This is a genomic window from Trinickia sp., assembly GCF_051953405.1.
In the GTDB taxonomy this organism is placed as follows: domain Bacteria; phylum Pseudomonadota; class Gammaproteobacteria; order Burkholderiales; family Burkholderiaceae; genus Trinickia.
In genome coordinates this window covers 1-13,281 of the sequence record NZ_JBQCIV010000156.1, presented here as the reverse complement: position 1 = coordinate 13,281, position 13,281 = coordinate 1, and the positions used below count along the sequence as shown (strand labels likewise).

Annotated in this window: 11 protein-coding genes; 1 reads left to right on the top strand and 10 read right to left on the bottom strand. The window is 62.5% G+C overall.

The window, feature by feature from the left end:
- Window position 1: 1 nt before the first annotated feature.
- The 10 genes from ACTHN9_RS28160 to ACTHN9_RS28115 all read right to left on the bottom strand — a co-directional run bounded on the left by ACTHN9_RS28160 (window position 2) and on the right by ACTHN9_RS28115 (window position 11,169).
- Window positions 2-865, bottom strand: a complete 864-nt coding sequence (locus ACTHN9_RS28160; RefSeq protein WP_440540118.1) for a heavy metal-binding domain-containing protein — start codon at window positions 863-865, stop codon at window positions 2-4.
- Window positions 866-910: 45 nt separating this feature from the next.
- Window positions 911-1,327 (bottom strand): hypothetical protein, encoded by a 417-nt coding sequence (locus ACTHN9_RS28155; RefSeq protein WP_440540117.1) that lies wholly within the window; start codon window positions 1,325-1,327, stop codon window positions 911-913.
- 1 nt (window position 1,328) lies between these two features.
- Window positions 1,329-2,624, bottom strand: a complete 1,296-nt coding sequence (locus tag ACTHN9_RS28150) for a toxic anion resistance protein (RefSeq protein ID WP_440540116.1) — start codon at window positions 2,622-2,624, stop codon at window positions 1,329-1,331.
- A gap of 380 nt (window positions 2,625-3,004) precedes the next feature.
- Window positions 3,005-4,174 (bottom strand): pyrroloquinoline quinone biosynthesis protein PqqE, encoded by a 1,170-nt coding sequence (pqqE, locus tag ACTHN9_RS28145; protein ID WP_440540152.1) that lies wholly within the window; start codon window positions 4,172-4,174, stop codon window positions 3,005-3,007.
- Entirely contained in the window at window positions 4,146-4,427 is a 282-nt protein-coding gene (gene pqqD, locus ACTHN9_RS28140) for a pyrroloquinoline quinone biosynthesis peptide chaperone PqqD (protein ID WP_440540115.1), read from the bottom strand. The genes pqqE and pqqD overlap by 29 nt, the downstream gene beginning before the upstream one ends.
- Entirely contained in the window at window positions 4,424-5,158 is a 735-nt protein-coding gene (pqqC, locus tag ACTHN9_RS28135) for a pyrroloquinoline-quinone synthase PqqC (protein ID WP_440540114.1), read from the bottom strand. Before pqqC ends, pqqD begins: the two co-directional genes overlap by 4 nt.
- Window positions 5,155-6,084, bottom strand: coding sequence for a pyrroloquinoline quinone biosynthesis protein PqqB (gene pqqB / locus ACTHN9_RS28130; RefSeq protein ID WP_440540113.1), 930 nt, complete (start codon window positions 6,082-6,084; stop codon window positions 5,155-5,157). The genes pqqC and pqqB overlap by 4 nt, the downstream gene beginning before the upstream one ends.
- A 69-nt stretch (window positions 6,085-6,153) precedes the next feature.
- A complete protein-coding gene (pqqA, locus tag ACTHN9_RS28125; RefSeq protein WP_006410019.1) occupies window positions 6,154-6,228 on the bottom strand; it encodes a pyrroloquinoline quinone precursor peptide PqqA in 75 nt (24 codons plus the stop codon).
- 322 nt (window positions 6,229-6,550) lie between these two features.
- Window positions 6,551-8,593, bottom strand: coding sequence for a sigma-54-dependent Fis family transcriptional regulator (locus tag ACTHN9_RS28120; RefSeq protein WP_440540112.1), 2,043 nt, complete (start codon window positions 8,591-8,593; stop codon window positions 6,551-6,553).
- Window positions 8,594-8,805: 212 nt separating this feature from the next.
- On the bottom strand, window positions 8,806-11,169 hold the full coding sequence (locus tag ACTHN9_RS28115; RefSeq protein ID WP_440540111.1) for a TonB-dependent receptor: 2,364 nt from the start codon (window positions 11,167-11,169) through the stop codon (window positions 8,806-8,808).
- 539 nt (window positions 11,170-11,708) lie between these two features.
- Here ACTHN9_RS28115 and ACTHN9_RS28110 point away from each other — a divergent pair.
- On the top strand, window positions 11,709-13,281 hold a 1,573-nt coding region (locus ACTHN9_RS28110), incomplete at its 3' end, for a PQQ-dependent dehydrogenase, methanol/ethanol family (protein WP_440540110.1).

The following is a 13,281-nucleotide window of genomic DNA, read 5'->3' as shown; positions in this document are numbered from 1 at the left end:
TTCAAATCCCGTCGTTATACGAATTGTGATGAACCGAAGTGGTGCGCAGGTTGTCCGGCTTATCGCTCAGATCGACGACGAACTCCACCGGATGCTTGAATCCCGTCGTCCCTTCGCAATCGACCACCGTTCCAATGACGATATGCCGCCCGAGCAGCCGTGCCGGCTCGGGTTTTTCGACTTTGAACAACTGACTGAATTGCAATTGCGCGAGCACGCCCGTTCCCTGACGCGCCGCATCCGCTCGCAGGTCGGCATGCGCCTGGCGTCGAACTTTCTCCCAAAACGCTGTCGTTTGTTTCAGCGCCTGGTTGCGCCAGGAACCGGTGTCGCTATCGAGCGGCCCGTTGCTCCACTGGAAGCGCGCGCCCACGGCGAGGCCGACCGGGACGATCCCGGCTTCGAGCAATTGCACGAATTCGAGCGCGGGCACGGTGGAGACCACGGGCGTGTTGCTCGGCGGCAATCCTTCGATCCGCACCGCCGTGCCGACGAGCGAGTAGTCCATGCTGCTTTCGATCGAGAGATCGACCGTCACCATCCGCGTATCGATCACGGCATTGGCGCCGAGTGCCGCCGCTTCGGCTTGTAGGCGGCTCAACGCCTGGCGCCAGCCCTGCGCATGGCCTTCGGTCCACGAAAAGCCGTAGTGCATCCAGCAAGTCGCGGCGATCGGCGCCAGCATCTTCAGCCCGTGGCTGCGCGCAAGCGCCATCTCCGGCGCAGTCAAGGTCGACACCCAGGGCAGTGCGCCGCTCTTCGAATCGGCCAAACGCCGATGGACGAGGCGGGGCACGCCGTCGTCATCGAAAAAGCTTGGTTCGGGCACGGCCGGCCCGGATCGATTGCCAAACAACGAACTCAACCAGCCCATCGAACTCTCCCAGGTATTTTGTTTTCTATTCAGGCGTTAAAGGGCGGCAAGCATTTCCGACATTGCCCGCGCCTGCTCGGTGCGCTCGCGCACATGGGTCATGAGGCCGGTCATCCACACATGCGCGTCGACTTGGCGCGTCGAGAGCACGACGCCTTTGACCTTCTTTTCGATTTCGGTGGTCAAATGGTGGCCATCCTTCAGCCGCATCGAATACGTCTCGTTGTCGAAAGCCACGGAGATGCCGACGATTTCTTCCGTCTTGCGGATCAAGCCGCGCCGTACTTTGTGCACTTCCGTGTGATGCGGCAAGGCTTGCGAGACGATGGCCACGAAGCGCGAGAGGAAGGCGGCCCGATCCGCTTCCGCATGCCGCAGCCAGGCCGCCGCCAAGTCGAATTTCATGGACAGGCCGTTATCGCCGGTGCCGGACAGGCTGTCGAGTTTGCCCATGTCACTCTCCGATCGGCCGCGCGAGCGCCTGTGCTTGGACGCCGCGCATACCGGTGACGAGCTTGTCGCGAATGGCGATCAGTTGCTGCTCGCGCGCTCGATCCTGGGCCAGTACCTGTTGTTCGATCTCTTGAACTTCCCGCATCGTCGCGATCGATTGGTCGGCCGCGGCGGCCAGCGTTTCGAGATTGCGCGGGTCGCCGCCGAGGCTGCGGGCTGCATCCACCGCCGCTTCGTGCGTCCCCTGCACGGCGAGTTCGGTGATTTTGCGCGCGGCATCGTCGAGCTTTTCGCTTTCCTCGCCGGCGCGCCGCGTGTCCGCCTGCACGACAGCTTGGGCCGCTACCGCCATCAGACGCGGAATCGTCACCATGATGCCGGTGCTGAGCTTGCTGACACGCGTTTCGGCCGCCTTGCGATTGGAGGCGATCAGGGGAATCAGGCTGGCGGCGGAAATCATCGCTTCGCGCAGATCGGCAATTCGGCCGCGGAAGTTGGCGAGCGTATTGCGGTAATCCATGGCGATTGCGGCGTCGCCGGCCGTATTCGTGCGCAGCGCCACTTGACGCAATTGCTCGGCTTCGACGAGGCCGCGGTCGAGGGCGAGTTGCATCGCCGCGATGCTGATCGACAACTCCGAAACACCCGTGCGCACCGATTGCGACTGCTGATCGAGTTGCTGAATCGTAATCATCAAGTCGCTCTTGATCCGTCGTGCCCGGGCGACTTCTTCGTCCATCAACGCAAGAAATGCCTTGCGGTTTTCCTGGAACGATTTGATCGCGCTGTGCGCGACTTTGCCCAGTCGCCCGAGCCGGCTGAGAAAACCGGTCGCCTTCGGTGCGGCTTCCCGCGCCTCCTCTTGCAATTCCTCGATGCGCAGAATCTTGATGCCGTCGATGACCGCGGCGGCGATGCGCCCGATCTCGCCCGCTTCGCCGACGGTCGTTTCCGACAGCAGCCGGCGCGATGCCGTAGCCAGCGGCGCCAGCGCATTATCGACGAAATTCAAGGTGGACGTGGCATCGTCGAACCGGATGGCCTTGGCCCGCTCCTCCGCCATTGCGCGCTGCTCGGGCGAGAGCGAGGCGAGATCGACCAGGCGCGCCATCGGCGCCATGGGCGCCTGAACCTCGGGCGGAAGGTTGGCCGCGAGCGCCGGTTCCGCGGCCACTAGCGCCGTCGATTCGCCGTTTGCGGCGGTGGGTTCCGGGCTTTCTGGATTCAGATACGCCGATAAATCCAACGGTGCATCGGACGTATCGGTCGGTTTCGAATTCGACGCTTCGTCGCTCATACCTATGCTCGAGTAATAGTACGGAAAAGCGGGGCGGGCCCGCGCGTATCGTATCGTGGATGAAAACGATCCCGACCTACGATGTCATTTAGCTTTCATTGTCGTGGCCGGGTTTGCGCGGGGCGCAGGGTTTTAATGATTTGGCGAATATAGCTCATCCATAGCGCATTCGCTCGCGGCTGGCAGTATAAGTCATTGGGGAGCCGAACAGACGCGCAGGGCAAGAATGAGGTAATCGCCAAAAACTTTGCGGTTATCGACGAGCGTCGCTCGCGCGTTGAAGCTTAATTTTTGCGGCGCGCGGCCCGCCAGTTTTAATGCGGCTATGGGCGGGGGGCGCGTGTGTCGGGAGGGAATGGGTGGGCGTGCAGGAGACGCGCTTACTCGCGATTCGACGTCCGTCCAGGCGGCGTCATGCTGCGAAAAACGAGTGGCCGTTCTAACCCGTTGCCGGGCGTTACTTGCCGCGCGAATTCGACGACCCTTTCGACTTCCCCATGATGCGGCGACTTCGCACACACCGGATCGGCCGCGCTCGCATCGCCCGTAAGCAGATAGGCTTGGCACCTACACCCACCGTGATCCGTCGCACGTTCGTCGCAGCTTCGACACGGCTCGCGCATCCAATGCTCGCCGCGAAATGCATTGAACGCTGTACTTTCGTACCAGATCGACGATAGCGACGTCTCGCGCACATTCGGCAGATCGAGCCCCGGCAACGACCGAGCGGCATGGCACGGCAGTGCCGCGCCATCGGGCGCCACGCCCAGAAACACCGATCCCCATCCGTTCATGCATGCCTTTGGACGTTTCTCGAAGTAATCCGGCACGACGAATAAGATTCGGCAACGTTCACCCACCATGGCGCGATATCGGTTGACTGTGTCCTCGGCCTCGCGCAATGCCTCCTGCGTCGGCATGAGCTGTTCGCGGTTGAGCATGGCCCAGCCGTAGTACTGCGTATTCGCCAGCTCGAGATATTCGGCGCCGATGTCGAGCGCCATTTCGATGATTTGCCCGACATGGGGCAGGTTATATCGATGAAGCACGCAGTTGAGCACCATCGGATAGCCATACGCCTTGATCAACCGAGCGACTCTGCGTTTGAGTTCGAACGTGCGTGTGTTGGAGAGAAAATCGTTCACCTCGCGCGTGGAGTCCTGAAACGAAAGCTGAATATGGTCCAGCCCGGCCTCTTTTAGCGCGGCGATGCGTGCCTCGGTAAGCCCGACGCCCGACGTAATCAGATTCGTATAGAACCCCAGTTCGCGCGCATGTTCGACTAGCGTCTCGAGATCGTCGCGTACCAGCGGCTCGCCGCCGGAAAACCCGATCTGCACGGCGCCTAAGGCTCGCGCCTCCGAAATGACGCGCAGCCATGCTTCGGTATCGAGTTCCGGCCCGTGATTCGCGAAGTCGATCGGGTTATAGCAAAAGGCGCAGTGAAGGGGGCACCGATAGGTCAACTCGGCGAGCAGCCAAAGCGGCGCAGCCACGCAAGCAGGAGCCGGTGCGTTCATTTCAATCCACCCAGCCGCGCTGCCGCGCATGATCGAGGAATCGATAGACATCGGCCGCAAGGTCCTGCGCGTTGAAGAGGTCTTCGAGTTCGGTGATGATCTCGTCGAGTTCGCGCGTGCCGTCGCAGCGAACGAGGATCTGTCCGGCGCTCGGATTGAGTTTCACCATCCCCTCGGGATAAAGCAGCACGTAAGCGTCCTGCTGCGATTCCCATTGCAGCCGGTAGATCGAACGGAGACGAGGACGCAACGGTGCGCCGGTCATGGCGTTGTCGTAGTTCATCGCGCGTAGGCCCTTTCGACGGCGTCGAGCATCGACCACAAGATATCGAGCTTGAACTGAAGGATGTCGAGCGCGCGATGTTGTGCCTCGCTCGTCCGGAAGTAATCGAGCGTGACGGCCAATCCATGTTCGACGTCGCGCGACGCCAGCGGTATCCGGCTTCGGAAATAGTGCAGCCCTTTCTGGTCGATCCAAGGGTACAGCGCCGGCCAGCCCGAGAGCCTGTCTTTGTGAATCTGCGGCGCGAACATTTCCGTGAGGGACGAACAGACGGCTTCCTGCCACGGCGCCCGGCGCGCGAAATTGACGTAGGCGTCGACGGCAAATCGCACGCCCGGTACCACGTGCTCGAGCGACCACAGCTCGTCGCGCGATAGCCCTACGGCATCGGCGAGACATGCCCAGGACTCGATACCGCCCGCATCTTCGCCGTAGCCGTCATGATCGAGGATGCGTTGAACCCACAGGCGCCGTGTCTCGCGATCGTCGCAGTTCGAGAGAATCGCCGCGTCTTTCAGCGGGATATTGATTTGGTAGTAGAAGCGGTTCGCCACCCAGCCGCGAATCTCGTCGGGCGTGCATTGGCCGCTGTTCAAACGGACGTTGAAGGGGTGGTGGATGTGGTATCGCTTGCCGAGCGCACGCAATTGCGCCTCGAACGCCTCGCGCGTCCACGGGGAGGGGGTCGATTGGGGGGTATGCGTCGATGTGGCGGCGGGTGTGGCGTTCAAGGCTGCACCTGTATTTCCATCCCGTCTTCCGCGATCTCGATGCCGTGTTCGCGCACGATCGCATGCGCGTCCGAGGCAGGATCCAGAATCGGGTTCGTGTTGTTGATGTGAATCAGCACTTTGCGTGTCGTACTGGGCAACGTATCCAGCAGCGCAAGCATGCCGGGTCGGCCGTTTGCCGGGCATTGCGCGAGATGCCCCATCTCGGCGGCGTGCTTGCCGGAAAGGCCGAGATCGATCATCTCGGTGTCGGTCCAGAAGGTGCCGTCGACGAGTACCACCTGAGCCGAGCGCATCGCGCTCATCATGGCATCCGAGGCGTGCATAAGCCCCGGCGCATAGAAGGCGCGCGCGCTTGTCGCGACATGTTCGACGATCAGTGCAATGTTGTCGCCGGGCACGGGCGCGTTCCGGTGCGGCGAGTACGGCGGCGCAGCGCTTTCGATGGCCATCGCGGTGAAGCGCACGCCGGTCAGCGGTTCGATGCGGAAGGATTCGCCGGGTGCGATCGGATGCGGCTCGACGCCACAGTAATGGCCGAGCAAGGGAATGAGCGGGAATGCGCTCGACAAATCGTCGAGCACGGGGCGGGTCGCATAAAGCGGCAGCGCACTCGTGCGCTCGCGCAGCATGAGCAGTCCCGTTACATGATCGATCTGGGCATCGCAAAGCATGACGGCCGCGATGCCGCTATCGCGCAGCGAGCGGGCCGGCTGCAACTCGGGGTGGGCGCGCAATTGAGCGAGCAAGTCGGGGGACGCATTGACGAGTACCCAGTCCTCGCCGTGCTCGCTGATCGCAATCGACGATTGGGTTCGCGGCTTGAGTCCGTTCGTGAATGCGCGTGCTCTCGAACAGTTCGCGCAATTGCAATTCCATTGCGGCAGCCCGCCGCCTGCGCCGGAACCGAGAACCTTGATCAACATAGCGTGTGTCCTCGTAGGCGCTCGCGCGCGAAGCGAGTCGGCCTCGCGCGCGGCGCACTCACCTACGCGTTAGCGGTTGGCGATATACATCGTGATTTCGAAGCCGAAGCGCAGATCGGTATAGGCGGGCGTGGTCCATTGCATGGTTCTCTCCTTGAGCGAGTTGAACATCGGTGAAGCGACGTACCGCGCTGTTTAACGGGCGGTCGCTTTCTAATAGCAAGGCGTATGCCGATGGCGACGCGGGTGCGGTTCCAATGCAAGGAAGGCGATGGAAGGGCGAGATGCGCGCGGTATCGGCCGCACGGCGGCGTTCGTGTGCGATGACTCGACGCGGGTTGTTTCAACCGGCGACACACTGTCTCAAGTTGCGACACCGGGGTGCGACACCGAGCGGCGGCGAGCACACCGAGCGCTCACCGAGACACATGCTTCGGGCGGAGCGTACGAGAAAAACAAAGGGGCATCAGTGCTTCCGGTCGTCCGGCTTGGCGGGCGCGAGATTCGGCATCTTCCGGTACAGCGTGGCGCGCGAGACGCCAAGGGCGCGCGCCGCGGCGGAGACGTTGCCGCCATACTGCGCGAGCGTTGCGGCGATCGCTTGGGCGGCGACGTCTTGTAGCCGCGTGCCTTGTTGCGAAGCCGAAGCGGCGCGCGAAGTCGAAGCCGAGGCCGAGGCCGGTTCGGCTTCGACCGCCGCCGCTGCTGCGGCAGCAGGTTGCTCGTGAACCGGCTCCGGCCGCAGATCGCCAAAGAAATCGTCCGGTAAGTGTTCGCACCGGATCTCTCCGTCTTCATCGACCATGGCGGCCGCGGTGCGCAGCAAGTTGCCGAGTTGCCGGAAATTGCCGGGCCACGTGCATTGCTCGAACCGCGCCATGACTTCTTGGGCGATCGTCAAACATTGGCCGTCGCCGCCCCTAAGCGCTTCTCGCTCCAGCATCTTGCCGACGACCACCACGAGATCCTTGCGTTCGCGCAGCGGCGGTAGTTTCACGATGAGGCCGTTCAAGCGGTAATAGAGATCTTCGCGGAAACGGTTTTGCGCGATCATCTCGCGAAGATCGCGGTGCGTCGCGCAGACGATGGCGATGTCGACCGGGATGGTCTTCGTCGAACCGAGCGGATTGACGACACGCTCTTGCAAGACGCGCAGCAGCCGAACCTGCAGCGGGTAAGGCATGTCCCCGATTTCGTCGAGGAAGAGCGTGCCGCCGTGGGCCTGCACGATCTTGCCGACGGCGCCTTTGCGCCGCGCGCCGGTGAACGCGCCTTCTTCATAGCCGAACAGCTCCGATTCGATCAGCGTTTCGGGAATCGAGGCGCAGTTGACGGCGACGAACGGCCCCGAGCGCCGGGGCGATTCGTTATGGATGGCCTGGGCAAGCAATTCCTTGCCGGTGCCTGTCTCGCCGGTGATCAGCAGCGGAATGTCTTTGCCGATGACTTTGCGCAGCTTCGTAATCACGGCTGCGACCTGAGGATCGCCGGTGTCGAGTTGGTCCAGGCGCAGCATGCGCGGGTTGCCGCGCGCGGCCTGGCCCGCGCACGGCTGGGGCGGGGGGCTCGTTTGCGAGCCGGCTTCGGCCTGCCAGCTAGCCGACGTCAGCAGCGCACGCCGAAACGTGACGTTCGCGCAGACAACCGCGCCATTGTGCAGATTCAGCGAGAGAATCGGGTCGCGGCTCGTGCGTAGCCGGTCGACCAGCTCCGCGCTCGTCATGCCGAACAGCGACGAAAGCGTATGCGCGCGCAGCGCAGCGAGCGGCATGCCGAGCTGGAACTGCGCGCTGCGATTCGCAGAAAGGAACCGACCGTCGCCGGTGAAGGCGGCGATCCCTTCCATCAGGGTGCCGAGAAATTCGGGGCGGCTATGAAACGCGACCTGCAAGGTGTCGCGAAACGTGGCCGAAAACAGATGGTTTTCGATCATCTGGACGGACATCTTCGCGAGCGCCATCGTGTGTTGATGGTAACTGCGGTAGTCGCCTGTCACGTCGAGCACGCCGATCAGGTCGCCATACGGATCGAGAATCGGCACGCTCGAACAAGTTAAGAAATGATTCGCCGCAAGAAAATGCTGATCGCCATGGACGACGGTGGCGCTGCGCTCCGCGAGCGCCGTGCCGATCGCGTTCGTCCCTTGCCGGTCCTCGGACCACTGCGCGCCTGGGCGCAGCGCGACCTTCTCGGCGCGGGCGAGAAAGTCGTCGTCGCCGATCGAATGCAGGATGAGCCCTTGGGCATCGGTGAGCACGACCATGCTTTCGGTGTTGACGATCTGCTCGCGCAGCGTCTCCATGACGGGCATGGCATGGGCGCAGAGAATACGGTTTTGCTCGACTTTCAGCGCAAGCTCGGAGGCCGGCAAGATGTCGTAGTCGGGGCGTGTGCTCGTGACGAGGCCGAAACGCTCCGAACGCTCGTGCGCCTTTTGAATGCACGGCGTGGGCCAGCCCGATTCGCCACCCGCGACGGCTCGCTCGGGGCGATGAACGACGTTGCGCATTGTCTCCTCCTAGTCGTGCGTCGGCACACGGCCCGCACGCTTTTGACTCCGACGAGAGCAAAAATTGCGCCAGCTAGCAACCGTGCTGCTAGATCCCTCCGCTTAAGCGGGTGTTTCGTCGAGAGGGCGTCGATCTAATACGATGACGCTCGCGCGTGCGACCGAATATCGGGGATACCCCGAATACGCGGCCGATAGGCCCGCTCCAAGCATCAATCCCACGCGTACCGAATGCCTGCCCACGCGCCGCGCGGCGCCCCTGGTCCGACGAATGGCTCGCTGACGGGCGCGGCACCATCGAACGTGTGACCCGGACCGTTGAAGAAGTTCCGGCCGAGCGCGCCGAAGCTCGCGTAGCGGCGATTGAAGACATTTGCGATGGTCGCAAACACGCGCAGACGTTTGGTCGCCTGGTACGCCGTATCGAAGTCGACCAGAAAGTAGCCCGCGATTTTCCCGTTCGCATCCCGGTTGTTTTCGTCTCCCTGGGCATAGATGCCGCTGCGGTATGTCGCATTCGCGCCGACGCTCCATTTGGGCGTTGCCGCGTAGTCGAGCCGTAGCTTGAAGGTATGGGCAGGAATACCCGGCAGACGGTTGCCGGGCTTTACCTGAACGTTGCCGTCGATATCGGCGCTCGAATTGCCGCGGCTGCTTTCGGTCCAGCTCGATCGATAGGTCGCGTCGATATAGCTGTAGTTCGCCGCGATGTCGAGCTTGCCGAGCCGCGTACGAGCCGAGAGTTCGACACCCTGGCGGCGCGTGTTGCCGACGTTTTGGAAGAATCCCTGCGTCGCGGCGGGCGAGCTGATGAACGCGATATCGTCGTAGAGCGTCGTGCGGTAAATGGCGGCGCTCCATGTCGTGGCGCGGCCGATGCGGCCGCGCGCGCCGATTTCGACGGTCTTCGAGACGACGGGCGACAATGCCGGGTCGGCGACGAACTCGTTCGGCAGGGAACAAGGCGCGGCAGGGTCGGCGCATTCGAGTTCGATCGCCGTCGGCGTGCGCATGCCTTCGTTGTAGGTGGCATAGGCCGTGAAGGTCGGGGTCGGGTGCCACGTCAAGCCGAGTGCAGGATTCAGGCGCGAGAACGCGTGGCTACCATCGAGCTGCGGCTGAGCACCGCTTTCATCGCCGATCCGAGATTTCGCCCAGTTGTAGCGTCCCGAAAGCGTGAACGTCCATTGCTTCGTGAGCGAGAGCGTGTCTTGCAGATAGAAGGCGAGGTTGGCATCGTGCGTCTTGGCGTTCACCTGCTGAACGGAGTCGCCGATGCCGACGGCTGCGCGAGAAGCCGTGAAATAGGCCGCTTGCGAGGCTTCGGTGTAATGCGAGTTGGCGAAATCGGCTGCCGCGCCGGCAACGAATTGGTTCTTCATGCCGCCGAGCCGGCCGAGCAGCGTGAGTTGCAGGCTCGCGCCATAGCGGTTCGTGCCGATCGTCGAGGCGACATTGCTGCCCTGCCGCGTATCGATCGACCCGTCGGCCTGCACCGCGCCGTAGTCGTTATTGTTGTTACTGCTGATGTTCTTGCTGAGCAGGCGGCGAAAATAAACATTGCCGCTCACCTCGACTTGATCGCTCACCGCGTGCTCGCCCGACAGCGTTGCATAACCGATGCTGTTCGAGTTTCGATCCGGGAACGTATAGGCCTGCCGGAAGTCGTCGAGAAACGAGCGTGGAATCGTCTGCATGCCCTGCAAGTCGTTGTCGGCACCGCCCGCGGAAAACGCGACGGTCGTATCGGCGTCGCGATAGCGCAGCTTTCCGAAGGCCTGCCGAATACGGCTTGCATTATGATCGGCCCAGCCGTCCTCGTTCGCGACGTTGCCCGTCAAGTAGTAGTCGACGTGCGGTCCGATCGTGCCGCCTTCCTCGAGCGCGACAGACTTGCGGCCCCCCGAACCGCCTGTCGCTTCCACGTTACCGCCTGGGTCGTCCTTGCCGTTCTTCGTTGAAATCGCAATCGCCCCGCCGAGGGTGTTCAGGCCGAACAGCGGGTTTGAGCCGGGGACGAGTTCGATCGTGTCGATGGCTTGTCGCGGGATCAAGTCCCAGTTCACGACATCGCCGAACGGCTCGTTGATCCTAACCCCGTCCATGAAGACAGAGAGACCTTGCGGTGTGCCGATCAACGGAGAAGCCGTGAAGCCCCGATAGTTGACGTTAGTCTGATACGGATTGCCTTGCGCATCGCCGACATCGACGCTCGGCAGGTTCTTCTCGAAATAATCGGCCAACGTTTCGCGATGCTGCGCATCGAGTTGCCGCGCATGGACCACCTGCACATTGGCGGCCACTTGCGAGAGCGGCAAACCTATCCCGACGAGCGGCATGGTCGCCACTACGACGATCGGCTGGAGCGTCGTGCTATAGGTTGCGCCGCCCGAAGCGGCGGGGTTGGGGATTGCCGCAACGGGCAGCGCTCGCGCGGCATCGGTCTGCGCTTGGGCGAGGGGCGCGAGCCCCGCGAGCGCACTCGCGGCGAGGTAACGCGTAAGGCGCGTACGCGGCTTCGATATATGCGGGCGATGGCGCCGGACTGCATGGACATGATCGGTGCTCCTCTTCATTCGACTACCGCCGCTTCAGCATGCATTGCGCAGCCCACATGGTTGGGGCAGTACACCTTCCTGAACCGGCTCATGGTCTCCTCCGATACTCGTCTCGTCGTTTTGGCTTTTAGCGAATTTGTGCGAGATCCATGCCAATGCTTGCCACACTACGGCGCGGCATGTCGCGCGATCGAGAACATGACGACGTGAAGTCGAATCGAACTTGAGCGGAACGTCGCGCAAGCGGACACCCTGTTTCGTTTCGCGACACTCGCTCTGCATGCAGTGTTTCAGCTTTAGGCGATCTGTCTTGAAGGCTCAATCGAGACCGATTGTCGCGGGGCATTGACGAACGACGACCGTTCGTCCTTCGCGGCCCATTGCTCCTGCAATGGCACACCCTTTGCATTCAGCGTCGCCCGCGGCCCTGGCTCATTCGAAGTGTCATCGCACACGAGACGAGCCGCGCCGCGACCGAACGTCGAACCCAGCTTTGCATAGGACCGCAGCGTGTTCCCACGCGTAGGCACCCGCCCCGGTCGATATAGGAGACACACATGAAGAGCAGTCCCGCACCAGACCCTTGGCGGAAAGCGCTCGCAGCCTGCGCGTTCGCTGCCGTCGGCCTCGCGCCGCACTTGTCCAACGCCGCCGGCGATTACCCGGCGGTCACCTTCGACCGGCTCGCGAGCGCGCAGAGCGATCCCGGTTGGCTCACCTACTACCGCACCTACGACGGGCAGTCTCATTCGCCGGCGAAGCAGATCGATACGTCGAACGTCAAAAACCTCTCGCTCGCATGGAGCTATAAGTTTCCGGCCGATTTGCAGCAGGGCTTCGAGGCGACACCGATCGTCAACGGCAACTACCTGTTCGTGAGCACGCCGAAAGACAACGTCTATGCGTTCGATGCGGCCACGGGCAAGTCGCTGTGGAAGTACGAGCCGAAGCTCGGGCCCGAGGCCTTCAAGAATGCCTGCTGCGACGTGGTGAATCGCGGCGTGGCGCTCTACGGCAAGAATGCCTATATCGCGATGCTCGATGGCGAAATCGTCGCGCTCGATGCGCAGTCCGGGAACGTCGCCTGGAAGAAGCAGATGTTCGATCCGGGTACCGGGTACGCCTTCTCGCTTGCGCCGCTCGCGCTCGATGGGGCGATCGTCGTCGGCAATTCGGGTGGCGAGTACGGTGCGCGCGGTTTCATCGCCGCGCTCGATCCCAATAACGGCAACGTGCTTTGGAAGCGCACGACGATTCCGGGCGCCAAGGAAAAAGGCGGCGACACCTGGCCCGACGGGATGCAAGAGCACGGCGGCGGTGCATCGTGGCTGACGGGAACATTCGATCCGTCGACGAAGACGCTCTTCTGGGGCGTGGGCAACCCGGGCCCTTGGCTTGCGAAGCTGCGTCCGGGCAACAACTTGTATTCGGATTCGCTGCTCGCGCTCGATCCGAAGACGGGCGACATCAAATGGCACTACCAGTACACGCGTAACGACACGTGGGACTACGACGGCGTGAACACGCCGATCCTCGCGAAGGTGCAGTACGACGGCAAGGCGTACGACGCGATTATCCATGCCGACCGCAACGGCTTCTTCCATGCGGTCGATCGTGCGACGGGCAAGCTCATTTACGCGAAGCCTTTTGTGAAGGCGACGTCGGTCACGGGTTATACCGCCGAAGGCGATCCGATCGAGGATCCATCGAAATACCCGAACGTCGGCACGACGATCAATACCTGCCCGAGCTTCCTCGGCGGCAAGAACTGGTGGTCTGTCTCCTACGATCCCGCCAAGCACTTGGCCTTCGTGCCGACGCTCCATGCATGCATGAGCCTGTCGGGCAAGTCGGTCAGCTATATGGAAGGCCTGCCGTATCTCGGCGAAGGGTTCGAGATCCAACCCGAACCCGGCAGCAAAGGCTACGGCGAATTGCAGGCGATCGACGTGAACACGGGGAAGAAGGTGTGGAGCCATTGGAGCAAGATGCCGTGGAACGGCGGCGTCGCGAGCACGGCGGGCGGCCTGGCGTTTAGCGGTTCGCTCGACGGCCACCTCTATGCATTCGACGAAGAGACCGGCAAGGTACTCTGGCAGAGCCCGAAGCTGGCGAGCGGCATCGTGGCGC